Genomic DNA, 16,337 nt, shown 5'->3' on the forward strand with positions numbered 1-16,337 from the left:
CTGAACTAGCGTGGGAGACATGAGCGAGGACGAGCGCGCCAACCTGCTCGGCAGCTACCTCCGCGCCCGGCGAGCGCTGGTCACCCCGGAGCAGGTGGGTCTTCCGGCGGGCGCGAAACGCCGCGTGCCCGGGCTGCGCCGGGAGGAGGTCGCGATGCTCGCGGGCATCAGCGCGGACTACTACCTGCGGTTGGAACGCGGCCGCGACCGCAACCCGTCACCGCAGGTCCTCGAATCACTCGCGCGGGTCCTGCTCCTCGACGAGCTCGAGCAGGAGTACCTCCTCAGCCTGTCCGCGTCCCGCCCGAGGCCGCGGCGGCGCCCCAAGCCGGAACGCGTGCCCCCGCGGCTGTACCAGCTGCTGGCGAGCGTGCAGGTGCCCGCGTTCGTGGAAGGGCGCGCGTTCGACGTGCTCGCCTCGAACCAGCTGGCGGTGGCGCTCTCGCCGCGCCTCCAGCCGGGGCACAACCGGCTGCGCTCGCTGCTGCTCGACCCGGAGGAGCAGGCGTTCCACAAGGACTGGGCCCGCTCCACCGAGAACTTCATCGCCGCGTTCCGGAACTCCATCGGCGAGGACGTCGACCACCCGCGGATCGTGGAACTCGTGGGCGAGCTCGCCCTGTCCAGCGAACGGTTCCGCACCCTCTGGGCCCGCCACGACGTGCGCGGCCTCGACGGCGGCACGACCACGGTGAACCACCCCGTCGTCGGCGAACTGCACCTGCACCGGGACAAACTCCCCGTGGACGGCGTGCTCCTGGTCCTGTACTACGCGGACCAGGGCAGCGAAAGCGACGAGAAACTGCGCCTCCTCGCGTCCATGGCCAGCACCGGTTCGCCGGCGCAACAGGACCGGACCAGCCACGTGTAGGACCCGTGAAAACAACCAGGCCCTCCCCGGTGTCCCGGGAAGGGCCTGGTCAACGCCTGAGCCGCCTGGGGGAATCGAACCCCCGACCTGCTCATTACGAGTGAGCCGCTCTGGCCGACTGAGCTAAGGCGGCGTTGCACGTACGAGTGTAGCGGCCCGCCTGTCGTCACTTCCCACCCCCTGCCTCGTTAGGCTTCGCGACGCCGGTCACAGCAGCCGGCCCGGTTGCTTTCCTGGAGGGACTCCCGCATGCGCCGACGCCTGCCTCGTGTGCTGGCTCTGCCCGTGTCCGCCGCGGTGCTCGTGCTCGCGGCCACCCCGGCGGTGGCCGACAGCACCATCCCGACGACGCCCATCCCCCAGCCCGCCAACCCCAGCCAGGCACCGATCTCCTCGCCGTCGAACCCCCAGCCGCTGGGGCACGCGGTCGCGGACGCGGCGGCCGCGCTCGGGGTGCTGCGCCTGCTGCCCAACGCCGTCGACACCACGACGATCCTCCCCGGCTACGGCAGCGAGCTGCCGAAGCAGTCGGCGCTGGAGGCGGGCATGGGCCTGTCCAGCGCGCAGGCGAACTCCGAGTCGTACCTGACCTACGAGCGCGCGATCGCCCAGTCGTCGCCGCTCGGGCTCGCCGTCGCCGGCAACGCGCCACAGGCACCCGGCAGCCTGACCCAGACCGCGCTGCCGGACAACGAGAAGGGCATCAGCGGCGGGCTGAACGCGCCCCAGAACCCGCTGCTCAACGTGGGCCTGCTGAACGGCAACGTGCACGCCCGCTGGAGCGAGACGCTCGGCCCGTGCGTCGGCACGATCGCGGACGCCAGCACCTCCATCGCGAGCCTGTCGCTGCTCAACGTCATCCCCTCGATGCCGAACCTGCCCCTGAGCGGGCTGACCAACCTGCCGTCGCTCGCCGAGGGCTTCGACCCGGCCAAGGGGCTGCAGTCGCTCGGCGGGCTTCTCTCCGGCGGCGGGCAGACCCCCGCCAACGGCGCCGGCTCGCTGCTGAGCCTGCCCAACACGCTGTCGTCGCGGTCGGTGGTCCAGCTGGTCGACCTGCCGGGCTCGAAGAACAAGGCCGTCCAGTCGGTGTCGACGCTGCAGGCCGCGGACGTGGAGATTCTCAAGGGCACGCCGCTGGAGCTGTCGCTGAAGGTCGTGAGCCAGCCGACGCTGAAGGTCACTTCGACGGGTGACAAGGCCACCTCGAAGGTCGAGTACTCGGCGCCGGTGATCACCATCCAGCGCGGCGACACGGTGCTGTACACCCTCGACGCGCAGCACCCCACGAAGGACATCCCGATCGGCCTGCCGCTGGAGCAGTTGTCGAAGCAGCTCGGGCCGGTGGCGGACCTGCCGGTCGTCGGCGGGCTCGTCGCCACCGCCACCAAGGGGTTGCAGCAGGTGAACGACACCGCGGGCACCGTGCTGGACCTCGGCGTGCTCCGGCTGAGCATCGGCGAGCTGAACCAGAAGGGCCAGCAGCTGACCACGCCGTTCGAGGGCTACCAGCTCGGCGCGTCCGCCCGGATGCTGGACCTGCAGGTGCTGCCGACGACGGCGTTGAAGAACCTGCTGCCCGCCGGTCAGGCGAGCTCCCTGCCGTCGTCGCTCGCGCAGCTTTCGCTCGGTGAGCAGATCGGCCGCGCCTACACCCCCACGGGCGGCGTCGTGTGCGGCACGACCACCCCGGTGACGCCCGTCGGCAACCCGGCTCCGGGCGTGCCCGCGAAGCTGGCGTACACGGCGGGCGCCTACTCTGCGGTGCCGCTGTTCTGGACCGGGACCGGCATGCTCCTGCTCGGCGTCGTGCTGGTGGCGGCGATCCCGAACCGGCGGCGGAAGGCCGCCGTGGTCAAGCCGTCGCCGAGGCCCCGCTCGTAGTGACCGCGCGTGCCGCGGCCGGCCTCCGGGTCGGCCGTGGCGTGGTCAGCCGTGGCGCAGAGCGGTGACCATGGCCTCCACGGCGATCCTCGGTTTCACGTTCCACAGGATCGCCTCGCGGCAGGCGAGGACCGCTTCCAGGCGCCGGAGCGTGGACTCCGGCGTCCAGGTGCGGGCCGCTTCGACGGCGTCGTTCGCGTGGTCCGGGTGGTTCAGCACGGCCTTCGCGCCGCTGGCGGTGACCAGCACGTCGCGGTAGAAACCGGCGAGGTCGACCAGCGCGAGGTCCAGCGTGTCCCGCTGCGTCCGCGTCGCACGGGACTTCTGGCGCTTCTCCAGTGCCTTCACGGCGGCCTCGGCCGCGCGCTTCGCCCCCGCCACACCCTTGCCGGTCGCGTCGCCGCCCATCGCGTTGCGCAGTTCGGCCTTCTCGCTCTCGTCGCGGGCCTTGCTCTCCTCCGTCGCGTCGCCCTCCGCCGCCGCGATCAGCTCGTCCGCGCAGGCGAACACGTCGGCGGGGCGCCGCAAGCCCAGCGGGATGCGCAGCACGGTCTCGCGGCGCTTGCGTGACTGCTCGTCCGTCGCGAGCCGCCGGGCCCGGCCGACGTGACCGCCGCACACCGCCGCGGCCCATTCGGCCAGCTCCGGGTCCACGCCGTCCCGTTCGACGAGCACCTTGGCGATCGCCTCGCGCGGAGGCGTGCGGAGGTTCACCAGGCGGCAGCGGGAGCGGATGGTGACCGAGACGTCCTCGGGGTGGTCGGAGGGTGCGCACAGCAGGAAGACCGTGCGGTCCGGCGGCTCCTCGACGGCCTTGAGCAGGGCGTTCGATGCCCCCTCGGTGAGCCGGTCGGCGTCCTCGACGATGACGACCTGCCAGCGCCCGGTCGTGGGGCGGCGCGCGGCGGCCTGGACGAGCGCCCGCATCTCGGCGACGGAGATCGACAGCCCTTCGGGCACGACCAGCCGGACGTCGGCGTGCGTGCCGTGCAGCGCGGTGCGGCAGCCGGTGCACTCGCCGCAGCCGGTGCCGGTCACGCACTGCAGCGCCGCGGCGAAGGTCCGCGCGGCGACCGAGCGCCCCGACCCGGGCGGGCCGGTCAGCAGCCAGGCGTGCGTCATCGAGCCCGCGGGCACGGGCTCACCGACGACGATCTTCGCCGCCGCATCGGCCGCCGACGACAGCACCTCCACCGCGGGCTCCTGCCCGACGAGCTGAGACCAGACCGATCCCATCAAGCCTCCACCGCACTCCGCACACGTCCACCCGTTGCCCGGGCGCCGCTCACCCTGCCATCCGGCCGGGCACCGCCGCCACCGGTGTCGGCGCCATCGGGCCGTCGCAGCAGTTGCTCGGCCAGCTCCCTCTGCTAGACGGCTTCCAGGGGCGCGAGCCCCGCACGACGGCCCACGAGCACCGCCCGCACGGCGCTGTGCACGCGCTCCGCCACCTCGTCCTCGTCGCCGTCTCCGTCCACGACGATGTAGTGGTCCGGGTCGGCCGCCGCCATCTCGCTGAGCAGCGTCTGCACCCGCCACTGGTCCTCGATGGACACCGGGCCCGGGTCGCCGTCGACGGGGGTGGCGTCCAGCAGCACCGTCACGTCCGGCCGGAGCCTGCCCGTCGCCCAGTCGGCGAGGCCCTCCAGCTCCTTCGAGTCCAGCCCGGCCACGGCCGACAGGTGCGCGAGCGGCGAGTCCACGAACCGTTCCATCACCACGATCGACCCGGCGTCCAGCGCGGGCTGCACGTCACGCTCGACGATGTCGGCCCGCACCGCGGCGGCGGCCAGCGCCTGCGCCCGCGCCCCCGACAGCGACGCACCGGTGACCAGCTTCGCGAGCCGTTCGTCGTCGAGCGCGGGGTCGGCCGCGAACACGACCGGCCGGGGCCCGACCGAGCGCAGCCACTCCACGAGCCTCGCCGCCTGGTTCGCGGTGTCGGCGGCCGTGGTGCCCTCGAGCGCGATCAGCAGGCCGTTCGCCCGGCGCGGCCGGCGCCGGATCACGTTCCGCAGGTCGGCCATGATCGTCTCGGCGCGGCGCGAGTCCATCTGCCGGTACGCGATCACGCCCACGATCGCCGCCAGGATCCCGCCGCCGAGCATCACCGGCCGCGTGCCGTCGATGATGATCGGGTTGCCCCAGACCTGCACCGTCCTCGGCTTCGTCAACCCGATCAGCAGCGGCACGACCGCCGTCGAGCCGAACACGATGATCTTCATCATCGACTGGTAGATCGCGTTGATCCGGCCGCGGATCGCGTCGTCCACCTGCGAGCCGATGATCGTCACGCCGGTCAGGAACGCCGCACCGGCGCAGGCGCCGACGATCGCCACCGCCACCAGCGACACCGCCAGGTGCGGCGACAGCGCGACGAGGATCAGCCCGAGCCCCGCCACCACGATCGACATGCCGAACAGCCGGTCGTGCGGCAGCCGCCGCGCCAGTTTCGGCGCCCCGCCCATGCCCGTCGCGAGCCCGACGAACACCGCGACCAGCAGCAGACCCCAGGCCGCGTCCCCGGCGAGCAGGCTCGACGAGTACGGCTTGGCCGAACCCACCACCGCGCCACCGGCCGCGAACGCACCGGCCGCACCGATCAGCAGCCCCCGCACGAGCGGCGTGCTCCTGACGAAGCGCGCCCCGTCGCGGACCAGCCCGGCCAGGCCGCCCGAAGGCGCGTCCGCGGCCGGCTTGGGCGCCACCGCGACGGGCGTGTGCACGTTCCGCCTCGACAGCTCCGGGATCCGCGTGATGATCAGGATCGCGCTCGTCAGGTACAGCAGCCCGATGAGCAGCACGATGACCTTCGCGAACCCGAGGTCGCCGAACAGCGACGGCGGCAGGTGCAGCGCGGGCCCGATGCCGGTGACGATCGAGTAGATCGCGCCCGCGGAGAGGACCGCCAGCCCGTACGTCATCACCATGCCCAGCTGGTTCGCCGTCTCCACCTGGTCCGGCCTGCGCAGCAGGTTCGGCACCGCGGCGTCCTTCGACGGGATCCACATCATCGCGCTGGCGCTGGCCAGGAAGTTCGCGATGTAGAGCCACCAGCCCGTGCCGACGAACGCGATCGACATGACGAACCCGCACCGCAGCAGGTCGGCCACGAACATCACCTTGCGCCGGTCGAACCGGTCGGCGAGGAGCCCGCCGAGCGGCGCGAAGATCAGCCCGGGCAGCAACGCGGACAGCAGCACGCCGGTGAACGCGAAGTTCTGCGCCGTGTAGTTCCCGGTCAGCTTCGTGGCGAGGCTCGTGACCCCCAGGATCGTGAGCCAGTCCGCCACGCTGCACAGGTACGTGACGCCCCACAGCCGCCGGAAGGGACGGATGGCCAGCACGCGCCGGGCGCGGTAGATCGTGGACCCGTCCCGACCAGCCGGCGCCTCCGCCTCGGCTTTCGTCTGCACGCCCTCGCTGATCCGACCCACCCCATTTGGTTGCCCGTGGTGCCGGTGAAGATTCCCTGGGCATGCGCCACCGCGTCACCGGACCGGTGACGTCAGGGTAGCTCCGTCGGGTGGAGCGCGGCCGCTTCGGGCTAGCCGAACAGCCCGGAGATGCTGCTGATCAGGCTCGAAAGGAACTCGATCGCGACCACCGCGAAGATGATCATGAGCAGGATAGCGACGATCATCGCGGTGGACCCGCTGGAGGGGCGCACCCGCCGGACATTCGGCTGGGGCAGGGAAAACCGGGGCATCCGCAGCTGCGGCCGCCCCCGGGACAGCAGCCCGGGGCGGGACCGCTGCCGCGGCAGCATGCCCAGCGGCTGCGCGGGCGGGATCGGCTGGGCCGGCACCGCGGGCGGCACCTGGTCCACCATGGCCCCCCGCTCGGAGGACCCGCCACCACCCTCGGACATCGCGGCGTCCACCAGCTCGCGCACGGCGGAGGGGTCCGGGCGGACCGGAGAAGCGACCTTGGTCAGCTTGAAGTCGTCGTGGTCGTCGCCATCGTCGAGCGAGCCGGACAGCGCGTCGCCGAACGTCACCGGCGGCAACCCGCTCTGCGTGCCGTCGCCGAACTCGTCGTTCCTGGCAGGCATGACCACTCCCTGTTCTCGCTCGCCCCTCGCCCGCTTTCCGTCCAGGGTAGTGGGCGATCCGGCGCCCGCACTGGCCCAACCGGGTAAGGACAAGATCACGCAGCGCACAGGCGATCAGCCGCATGCCGCCTCCAGGTGCGCCAGCACGGAGTGCCCGATCCAGTGCGCGACGTGCTGCCGCGTGGCGGGAGCGAGGTACAGCACCCAGTCACCCTCCGGCAGCAGGGCGGTGATCAGCAGGTACCGGCCGAGGTCGGTGTCGAACAGGACGACCGCGCCCCGCGGGTGCTCGGCGAGGATCCTGCTCCCGATCGTCAGGTCGAACACCGCCGTGCCCGTCCTGGGCCGCGCGGCCAGCGCCCGCAGCCTGGCCACCTCGGCCGCCTGCTCCGCTGACACCCGGCCCAGCGGATCCGCCGCTATCCGCACGATCTCCCCCGGCCCGGCCGGGCAACGCGGGAGGCGGGCCGCGACCCTGGCAGGCAGCTCCCCGGCCGGGCCCGTGTTAAGCGCGACCCTCGCGCCGCTGTACTCGAGCACGGCACACGCTTCCCGGTCGCCGAAGAAGTGCATCCTCAGGGGCACCAGCCGGTCGGCGAAGACCGCCGTGACCGCGCCCCGCACGGGACCGCGCCGCAGGACCCGGAACAACGCCAGCGCGTCCGGCGTCAGCTCGCCCTCACGGGACAGCCCCAGCGCGCCGAGCGCCGCGTGCCACCTCGTCTGCCGCTCGGCCTCCTCGACGACGCCGGCCGCGGGCGGCCCCATCGGCAGCTCGGGATCACCTTCGGGGTCGTAGTACCGCAGCACGGACGGCCGGCGGGGCACCGCCCTCGTCACAGGGCGGATGACCTCGTCGACCAGCTCGAAGACCGTCGGAAACCCGGGTGCGTCGCTCATGGGGGACAGTCTGCACCGGGGTACCGACAATTTTGGTCGAACGCCTGTTCGACCCCTACTTCTTCGCGGCGGCCGCCTTCTTGCGCGCCGGCGCCTTGCGCTTCGGGGCCGGCCCCTTCGCCCGCTTCTCCGCCAGCAGCTCGGCCGCCCGCTCCGCGGTCAGCTCCTCGATGCTGTCGGCCTTGCGGAGGGTCGCGTTGAACTCCCCGTCCGTGACGTAGGGACCGAACCGGCCGTCCTTGACCACCATGGGCTTACCGGACACCGGGTCGTTGCCCAGCTCCTTGAGCGGCGGCTTGGCCGCACCCTGCCTGCCACGGCGCTTCGGCTCCGAGTAGATCTTCAGCGCCTCTTCGAGGGTGACGGTGAACAGCTGCTCCTCGGTCTCCAGCGAGCGCGAGTCCGTGCCCTTCTTCAGGTACGGGCCGTAGCGGCCGTTCTGCGCCGTGATCTCGTCGCCCGACTCCGGGTCCTTGCCCACGACCCGCGGCAGCGACAGCAGCTTCAGCGCGTCCTCGAGGGTCACGGTCTCGATGTCCATGGACTTGAACAGCGACGCCGTGCGCGGCTTCGGCTTCTTCGCCTTGCTGGTCTTCTTGCCGTCGGCGGGTTCCTCGGGCTCCGGCAGCACCTCGGTGACGTAAGGGCCGAAGCGGCCCTCCTTCGCCACGATCTCGTGCCCCGACACCGGATCCGTGCCCAGCGAACGGCCTTCCTGCGGAGTCGCGAACAGCTTCTCCGCGATCTCCGCCGTCAACTCGTCCGGCGGCAGGTCCTCGGGCAGGTTCGCGCGCTGCGACTTGCCGTCGACCTCGCGCTCCAAGTACGGCCCGTAGCGGCCGACGCGCACGTACACCGTGCGGTCCTGGTCGTCGGTGAACAGCGGGATCGAGTTGATCTCACGCGCGTCGATGTCCTCGACACCCGTTCCGACCAGCTTCTTGAGCCCGCCGAGCCGGCCGATCGAGCCGTCCACGCCCTGCTCGCCACCGAAGTAGAACCGCGACAGCCAGCGCGTGCGCTGCTCGTCACCGGAGGCGATGCGGTCGAGCTCGTCCTCCATCGCGGCGGTGAAGTCGTAGTCCACCAGCCGCTCGAAGTGCCGCTCCAGCAGCCCCACCACCGCGAAGGCGACCCACGACGGGACCAGGGCGGAGCCCTTCTTCCACACATAGCCGCGGTCCTGGATGGTGTTGATGATCGACGCGTACGTCGACGGGCGGCCGATGCCCAGCTCCTCCAGCTTGCTGACCAGGCTCGGCTCGCTGTACCGCGGCGGCGGCGTGGTGTTGTGGCCGTCCGGCGTCAGGTCCGCGGCCGTCAGTCCCTGGTCCTTCACCAGCTGCGGCAGCCTGCTCTGCTTGTCGTCGGCCTCGCCGCCGGACTCGGTGTCCACCGCCTCGACGTAGGCCTTGAGGAAGCCGGGGAACGTGATCGTGCGGCCCGACGCGGAGAACACGCACTCCTCGCCCGTGCTCGCGGTGCCGACGATCCGGACCGACATCGTCGTGCCCTTCGCGTCCGCCATCTGCGACGCGATGGTGCGCTGCCAGATCATCTCGTAGAGCCGGAACTCGTCGGCCTCCAGCTCGCCCGCGACCTGGCCCGGCGTGCGGAACACCTCACCGGCCGGCCGGATCGCCTCGTGGGCCTCCTGCGCGTTCTTGACCTTGCGGTTGTACTGGCGCGGGCTCGGCGAGACGTAGTCCTTGCCGTACAGCTCGGTGGCCTGGCTGCGGGCGGCCGTGATCGCCGACTCCGACAGCGTCGTGGAGTCGGTACGCATGTAGGTGATGTAGCCGTTCTCGTACAGCCGCTGCGCGATGCGCATCGTCCGCTCCGACGAGAACCGCAGCTTGCGCCCGGCCTCCTGCTGCAGCGTCGACGTCATGAACGGCGGGTACGGGCGCCGCGTGTACGGCTTCTCCTCGACGCTGGCGACCTTGAAGTCCCGGCCGCGCAGGCCCTCGGCCAGCCGGTTCGCCCCGGTCTCGTCGAGCACGCGGACGTCCTTCGCCGACGCCTTGAGCTTGCCGTCGGAGCCGAAGTCCTTACCGGTGGCAAGCCGGGCGCCGTCCACGGAGATCAGCCGCGAGGGGAACGTGCGCGGCGTGGCGTCCGCACCGGCGTCCATCGTCGCGGAGATGTCCCAGTACGACGCCGACTTGAAGCGCATCCGCTCGCGCTCGCGCTCCACGATGATCCTGGTCGCCACCGACTGCACGCGGCCTGCCGACAGCTTCGGCATGACCTTCTTCCACAACACCGGCGAGACCTCGTAGCCGTAGAGCCGGTCGAGGATGCGGCGGGTCTCCTGCGCGTCGACGAGGTCGGCGTCCAGGTCACGGGTGTCGGCCGCGGCGGCGCGGATGGCCTGCTCGGTGACCTCGTGGAACACCATGCGGCGGACCGGCACCTTGGGCTTGAGCGTCTCCAGCAGGTGCCACGCGATCGCCTCGCCCTCGCGGTCGGGGTCGGTGGCGAGGTACAGCTCGTCGGCGTCCTTGAGCAGGCTCTTGAGCTCGGTGACCTTGGCCTTCTTCTCCGGGCTCACCACGTACAGGGGCTCGAAGTCGTGGTCGACGTTCACGCCGAGCCGCGCCCACGCCTCCCCCTTGTACTTGGCCGGCACGTCGGCCGCGCCCCTGGGCAGGTCGCGGATGTGGCCGACCGAGGACTCGACCACGTAACCGCGGCCGAGGTAGGGAGCGATCTTGCGGGCCTTCGTGGGCGACTCGACGATCACGAGCCGCCGACGGCCCGAGCCGTTGGTCGCCTCGCCGTCGGTCCCACCCTCCCCCAGCCTTCGGCCGGGGGGCCCCCCAGCCCGGCCGCCGCCCCCGGACGAGGCGCTCCGCGCCGCGGTGCTTTTGGTCCGTGCTGCCACGCTGTCGCTCTCCGCTCATTCCCGTCGCCCGCTCGGCGACGCTGTATCAACCAGCCAGTGTGCACGCTGATGGCCGGTCATGTCCGCCCAGGTGGCTCAACACGCCGCCTTCCCGTGTGAAGCGCATCGGCGCCGACCTGGACGGCGTTTCTCTTCCACACCTAGCACGTGACGCGGGACACGTGCTTCGCGGGGTCTTTCGGTGACGGTTCCACTACGCTGCGGCGTCATGGTCCGCCGCTGCCTCTTCGTCCTGTTCACGCTGTTCCTCGCGCTGGGCACGCTGCCCGCGACAGCCGCGCCCACCGGCGATTACGCCGGAACCGTGGAACTCAGCAACTGCTCGGGCGCCGTCGTCCGCACCCCGGACTCCCTCGGTGGCGACCACGCGCTCGTGCTCACCAACGGTCACTGCGACGAAGCGGGCATGCCCGCGCCGGGCGTCGTGGTGCTGAACCGGCCCACGAACCGCACCATGCACCTGCTCCGCGAGGACGGCTCCGAGCTCACCACGCTGCGTTCGACGAAACTCGTCTACGCCACGATGACCGATACCGACGTCGCGTTGTACCAGCTCGACTCCACCTACGACCAGCTCACGGCCCTCGGCGGACAGGCGCTGACGCTCGCCGCTGCGCCCGCCAAGGAGGGCACCCGCATCAGCGTGATCTCCGGCTTCTTCCAGCGCACGTGGACCTGCTCCATCGAGCGGGTGCTGTACTCACTGCGCGAGGGCGACTGGACCTGGAAGAACTCCATCCGGTACACGCCGGAGTGCAAGACCATCCACGGCACCTCGGGCTCACCCGTCGTCGACACGGCCACCGGCGAGGTCGTCGGCGTCAACAACACCGGTAACGACGAGGGTTATTCCTGCACCGTCGACAACCCCTGCGAGGTGGACGAACAGGGCACCGTCACGGTGCTGGAGGGCCGTTCCTACGGCCAGCAGACCGCCCTGCTCGTCCCCTGCCTCGTGAACAGCGAGATCGCGCTGGACCGGCCGGGCTGCGCGTTGCCCAGGCCCGCCGCGCTCACGCGGCGGTCTCCGGCACCGGCGGCCTGAAGCCGGGCCACACGTCCACCGCGGCGGGCGGCGGCGCCCCGATCAGCTCCTCCAGGGTGGCGAGCCTGCGCTTGCCCGTGACCCGCACGGCGGGGCCGCCCGCCCGCGGACCGACGCACTGCGCGGGCAGGCCGAGCTGGCGGCAGGCACCGGCGAGCAGCTCCCCGGCGTCCTCGTCCACGGCGAGCAGGTAGTGGTTGCCGTTGGGCTGCCCGGCGGCCAGCGCCCACATCCGCAACGCACCGCCGGTCAGCCGGAAACCCGGCGGCGGCTTCTTCTCCTCACCCGGCTGCCACGCCCTGGCCAGGTGGATGAGGTCGGCCCGGAACGCGGTGCGCACGAGCAGCCCTTCCTCGTCGCGCAGCACGTCCGCGTGCACCCCGCGCCGCGCGAACTCGGCGGCGAGGACCTTGGCGCGCCACAGCTCGGTCAGCGGCACGGAAAGCCGGGCCGCCGTGCGGCCGAAGCTCACGATCCGCCCCTGCCCGCACAGGACTCCGGCCAGGTCGGCGAGCCGGGGCCCGCTCGCCTCCGCCGAGAAGAACGAGAGCTGCTCCACAGCGCACCAGGGTAGAACATCCGTTCGATTCCCCGCGAGTCCTGAACGTGGGAAAAAAGTCTTGAAGTTGCCGTAGCGTCAACCTCTACCTTCGGTTCCAGGGACGACGGGAGGAGGCGAGATGGCGGATCAGGTCCTGTCGATCGTGCAGGTCGCACGGCTGGCGAAGGTCACTTCGCGGACGTTGCGGCACTACGACGAGATCGGCCTGCTGCCACCGGACCACACCGATCCCAGCGGGAGGCGCTTCTACCGGCGCGAACAACTGGTGCGGCTCCAGCAGATCCTGCTGCTGCGGGAGCTGGGGCTGGGCCTCGACCGGATCGCGGAGATCCTGTCCGGCTCCGTTTCGCAGGCCGAGGGGCTGCGACTGCACCGGAAGTGGCTGCTGGCGGAGCGCGATCGGCTGGACCGGCTCGCCGCCACCGTCGCCCGCACCATCACCGAACTGGAAGGAGGGATCGAGATGCAGGTGGAGCGGATGTTCGAGGGCTTCGCGCCCGGCTCCGAGAAGGCCGAGCAGCTCGCGAAGGAGGCCGCGGACCGGTGGGGCGACACCGCCACCGAGTCCTACGAGCGCAGCAAGAACTGGTCGAAGGAGAAGTGGGACGAGGTCAACCGCCAGGGCAGCGAGGCCACGGCGAAGCTCGCCGAGCTGGCCAAGGCCGGCGTCCCGGTCGACGACGAGCGGGTGCTCGACGCGGTCGCCGGCCACTACGAGTGGATCAAGAACCACTGGACGCCGGACGCGGAGTCCTACACAGGCCTCGGCCGCGCCTACGCGGAGGACGAACGGTTCCGCAGGCAGTACGAGGCCGTGCACCCGGGGTTCGCGGAGTACCTGCGGGACGCGATCGCGGCGTTCGCCGCCGCGCGGCTCACTCGGTAGTGCGAACGGTCAGCTGCTGACAGACCGGGGCGCGGGCGACCGCGGTCCGCAGGTCGGGGACGGCGTCGAGGCCGGACAGCAGGTTCAGCTTCGCCACCTCGTCCAGCGGGCCGCGGGCTTCGCCCAGCGTGGCCTGGTCGATCGTCGGCGCGTCACCCGCGTCGTCGAGGCGTGCCTTCGCCTCGGCGGCGCGGACCCGAACACCACTCAATTCGGTGACGGTGTCGGTCCGCACGGAGTCCCCCTCGGGCAGGGGCGCGGCAGGGAGCGCCCGCAGCCCGGCGACCGCGCGGTCGAGGCCGCCGATCATCGAGCCGAGCAGGTCGCTGGAGGTCTGGACGGCCCGCCGGGGCGTGCTCGGATCGACCGTGGGCATCGTCGCCAGGTTGTCCACGAGCGAACCGACGGCCACGCAGTAGTCGTTGGCCCAGCGGGTGATCTCGTCCTGTCGCTGCACGTCACGCTGGGAAAGCCCGGGACCACCCGACTGGATCGCACCCGGCTCGGCAGGTGGCTGGCCGCAGCCCGAGAGCCCGATACCCAGACCCGTGAGCAGCGCCAGGAAACCGACCTTCCCGGGTCGCACGCGAACACCTCCCGCCAACGCGAACTTCTCTCGACGGTACCGACATGATCGCTCTCCGCAAACCCTGCCCCCGCCACCGGAGAACCGAACGGGCCCGCCACACACGCACGTGTGACGGGCCCGCGGCGGTTCGAACTCAGGCGGTCTTCGCGGGTTCCTGCGTCGACGCGGGCGAGTCGGAGATGACCGTGCTGCGCCGCTTCGACACCACGATCGCGACCACGATGATCGCGAGCGCGACGAGCGCGATCGCCAGCCGCACGCCGAACGAGGCGTCCGGACCGACCGAGAACTGCACGATCGCCGGCGCGATCAGCACCGAGACCAGGTTCATCACCTTGATCAGCGGGTTGATGGCCGGACCGGCGGTGTCCTTGAACGGGTCGCCGACGGTGTCACCGATGACGGTCGCGGCGTGGGCCTCGGAGCCCTTGCCGCCGTGGTTGCCGTCCTCGACCAGCTTCTTCGCGTTGTCCCACGCGCCACCGGAGTTGGCGAGGAAGATCGCCATCAGCGTGCCGGTGGCGATCGCACCCGCCAGGTACCCGGCGAGCGCACCCGTGCCGAGGCCGAAGCCGACGGCGATCGGCGCGAACACCGCGAGCAGACCCGGCGTCGCCAGCTCACGCAGCGAGTCGCGGGTCACGATGTCCACGACCTTGCCGTACTCGGGCCGCGTGGTGCCCTCCATGATCCCGGCGATCTCGCGGAACTGGCGGCGCACCTCGTACACCACCGCGCCCGCCGCGCGGGAAACCGCGTTCACGGCCAAACCGGAGAACATGAACACCACCGCGGCACCGATCATCACGCCGACGAGCGTGTTCGGGCTGACGATGGTGTCGATGAACGACTTCACGCCGCCGGCGGTGGTGCCGATGCCGCTGAGCGCCTTGGTGATCGAGTCCTGGTAGGAGCCGAACAGCGCCGTCGCCGCGAGCACCGCGGTGGCGATCGCGATGCCCTTGGTGATCGCCTTCGTGGTGTTGCCGACCGCGTCCAGCTCGGTCAGCGTCTGCGCGGCGTTCTCGTCCACGTCACCGGACATCTCGGCGATGCCCTGCGCGTTGTCGGAGACCGGGCCGAAGGTGTCCATCGCGACGATGACACCGACCGTGGTCAGCAGACCGGTGCCGGCCAGCGCCACCGCGAACAGCGCGACCGCGCCACCGAGCAGGTACGCGCCGAACACCGCGGCACCGATGACGACCGCCGTGTACACCGCGGACTCGAAGCCCACCGAGATGCCGGAGAGGATGACCGTCGCGGCACCCGTCTCCGACGTCTTGCCGACGTTCTTCACCGGGCCGTGCTCGGTGCCGGTGTAGTAACCGGTGAGGCGGAGGATGAGGCCCGCCAGCACGATGCCGATGAGCACCGCGACGAAGGCGATCACGGCGGGGTTGCCGTCGTTGGCGTACTCCGGGCCGAACTCGGCGAACGAGCTGGGCAGGAACACGAACGCGGCGATCGTGCACAGCACCGCCGAGATGATCGCGGAGATGTAGAAGGAGCGGTTGATCGTGGTCAGGCCGCTCTCGTTCGCCCGCGCCTTGGTGATGTAGACGCCGATGACCGCCGTGATCACACCGATGGCCGGCACGATCAGCGGGAAGATCAGGCCGTCCGCACCGAACGCGGTGCTGCCCAGGATCAGCGCGGCGACCAGGGTCACCGCGTAGGACTCGAACAGGTCCGCCGCCATACCGGCGCAGTCACCCACGTTGTCACCGACGTTGTCGGCGATCGTGGCCGCGTTGCGCGGGTCGTCCTCGGGGATGTTCTGCTCCACCTTGCCGACGAGGTCGGCGCCGACGTCGGCGGCCTTCGTGAAGATGCCGCCGCCGACACGCATGAACATCGCGATCAGCGCGGCGCCGAAGCCGAAGCCCTCCAGCACCTTCGGCGCGTGCCCCGTGTAGACGAGCACCACGACGGCCGCGCCGAACAGGCCGAGCCCGACGGTGAACATCCCGACGGCGCCGCCGGTGCGGAAGGCGACCCGCATCGCCGTCTCCCTGCCGCCCTGCTCCCGCGAGGCGGCGGCGACGCGCAGGTTCGCCCTCGTCGCCAGCCACATGCCGAGGTAGCCGATGGTGAAGGAGAAACCGGCGCCGAAGAGGAAGAAGATCGAGCGGCCGATGCGCTCGTTCCAGTCGTCCGCCGGGAGCGCGAAGAGCAGCAGGAACACCACCACGCCGAAGATCGAGAGTGTGTTGCGCTGCCGCTTGAGGTAAGCAGCCGCCCCCTCCTGCACCGCCCTGGCGATGTCCTGCATCTTGGCGGTGCCCTGGCCCGTGGCCAGCACCTCCTTGAGCAGGAAGTAGCCGATGACGAGTGCGATCAGGGCGACCACGGCGACCACGCCGGCGATGGCGTAGTCACCCCCGGAGAGCTCGAGGCCCTCCGCGAGGAATTGCCGGGACATCCGTCCTCCTGAAACGTCGCCTGCACCAGCGACGGCCTCACCGCGGAAGCAATGCCGACGCTGGCATGGGATGTACACCACAAGTGGTGTCGGTTTGCCGGAGTGTATTGGTAGTGACTTCGCCACGGTCAGGGCGTCCCGCAATGAACACGCTGCGTGCATGTGAGTCTGCTCACTGTTCATGATCAACGCGTGATGCGGCGGGGCTGTCGT

General features: G+C 71.1%; 12 protein-coding genes and 1 tRNA gene. 4 read left to right on the top strand and 9 right to left on the bottom strand.

The genetic code is table 11. The features are described 5' to 3' along the window. Positions 1-19 precede the first annotated feature (19 nt). Entirely contained in the window at positions 20-871 is an 852-nt protein-coding gene (locus BMZ92_RS33090; protein ID WP_091515852.1) for a helix-turn-helix domain-containing protein, read from the top strand. Between the two features lie 59 nt (positions 872-930). Here the strand turns inward: BMZ92_RS33090 and BMZ92_RS33095 are convergent. After that, positions 931-1,004, bottom strand: a tRNA-Thr gene (locus BMZ92_RS33095). A gap of 116 nt (positions 1,005-1,120) precedes the next feature. On the opposite strand from BMZ92_RS33095, the gene BMZ92_RS33100 reads away from it, so the two are divergent. Continuing rightward, the gene (locus tag BMZ92_RS33100) at positions 1,121-2,755 is read left to right on the top strand and encodes a hypothetical protein (RefSeq protein ID WP_177228979.1); all 1,635 of its coding nucleotides are present in this window, start codon (positions 1,121-1,123) and stop codon (positions 2,753-2,755) included. A 45-nt stretch (positions 2,756-2,800) separates the two neighbouring features. On the opposite strand, the gene BMZ92_RS33105 is transcribed toward BMZ92_RS33100, so the two are convergent. From BMZ92_RS33105 to topA, 5 genes are all read right to left on the bottom strand, one after another. Next, positions 2,801-3,991, bottom strand: coding sequence for a DNA polymerase III subunit delta' (locus BMZ92_RS33105; RefSeq protein ID WP_091515855.1), 1,191 nt, complete (start codon positions 3,989-3,991; stop codon positions 2,801-2,803). Between the two features lie 134 nt (positions 3,992-4,125). Then, complete coding sequence (locus BMZ92_RS33110; RefSeq protein WP_177228980.1) at positions 4,126-6,192, bottom strand: bifunctional MFS transporter/dTMP kinase; 2,067 nt, start codon at positions 6,190-6,192, stop codon at positions 4,126-4,128. A gap of 110 nt (positions 6,193-6,302) precedes the next feature. Further along, the gene (locus BMZ92_RS33115) at positions 6,303-6,809 is read right to left on the bottom strand and encodes a hypothetical protein (RefSeq protein WP_091515937.1); all 507 of its coding nucleotides are present in this window, start codon (positions 6,807-6,809) and stop codon (positions 6,303-6,305) included. Positions 6,810-6,923: 114 nt separating this feature from the next. Beyond that, positions 6,924-7,709, bottom strand: coding sequence for an ESX secretion-associated protein EspG (locus tag BMZ92_RS33120; RefSeq protein WP_091515857.1), 786 nt, complete (start codon positions 7,707-7,709; stop codon positions 6,924-6,926). Positions 7,710-7,764: 55 nt separating this feature from the next. Further along, positions 7,765-10,512: a type I DNA topoisomerase gene (topA, locus tag BMZ92_RS33125; RefSeq protein WP_091515939.1), complete on the bottom strand. Its 2,748-nt coding sequence runs from the start codon at positions 10,510-10,512 to the stop codon at positions 7,765-7,767. 313 nt (positions 10,513-10,825) lie between these two features. Between topA and BMZ92_RS33130 the strand changes: the two genes are divergently transcribed. Then, entirely contained in the window at positions 10,826-11,662 is an 837-nt protein-coding gene (locus BMZ92_RS33130; protein ID WP_091515859.1) for a S1 family peptidase, read from the top strand. On the opposite strand, the gene BMZ92_RS33135 is transcribed toward BMZ92_RS33130, so the two are convergent. Beyond that, positions 11,631-12,221: a hypothetical protein gene (locus tag BMZ92_RS33135; protein WP_091515862.1), complete on the bottom strand. Its 591-nt coding sequence runs from the start codon at positions 12,219-12,221 to the stop codon at positions 11,631-11,633. The two genes, BMZ92_RS33130 and BMZ92_RS33135, sit on opposite strands and share 32 nt — an antisense overlap. Before the next feature lie 121 nt (positions 12,222-12,342). Here BMZ92_RS33135 and BMZ92_RS33140 point away from each other — a divergent pair, with 121 nt between their 5' ends. Beyond that, positions 12,343-13,110, top strand: a complete 768-nt coding sequence (locus BMZ92_RS33140; RefSeq protein ID WP_091515865.1) for a MerR family transcriptional regulator — start codon at positions 12,343-12,345, stop codon at positions 13,108-13,110. On the opposite strand, the gene BMZ92_RS33145 is transcribed toward BMZ92_RS33140, so the two are convergent. After that, positions 13,100-13,696: a hypothetical protein gene (locus tag BMZ92_RS33145; protein ID WP_245783404.1), complete on the bottom strand. Its 597-nt coding sequence runs from the start codon at positions 13,694-13,696 to the stop codon at positions 13,100-13,102. The genes BMZ92_RS33140 and BMZ92_RS33145 overlap by 11 nt on opposite strands. 136 nt (positions 13,697-13,832) lie before the next feature. Beyond that, positions 13,833-16,124: a sodium-translocating pyrophosphatase gene (locus BMZ92_RS33150; protein WP_091515869.1), complete on the bottom strand. Its 2,292-nt coding sequence runs from the start codon at positions 16,122-16,124 to the stop codon at positions 13,833-13,835. Positions 16,125-16,337: the final 213 nt, after the last annotated feature.

The sequence above is a fragment of the Amycolatopsis sacchari genome (assembly GCF_900114035.1).
Classification (GTDB): domain Bacteria; phylum Actinomycetota; class Actinomycetes; order Mycobacteriales; family Pseudonocardiaceae; genus Amycolatopsis_E; species Amycolatopsis_E sacchari.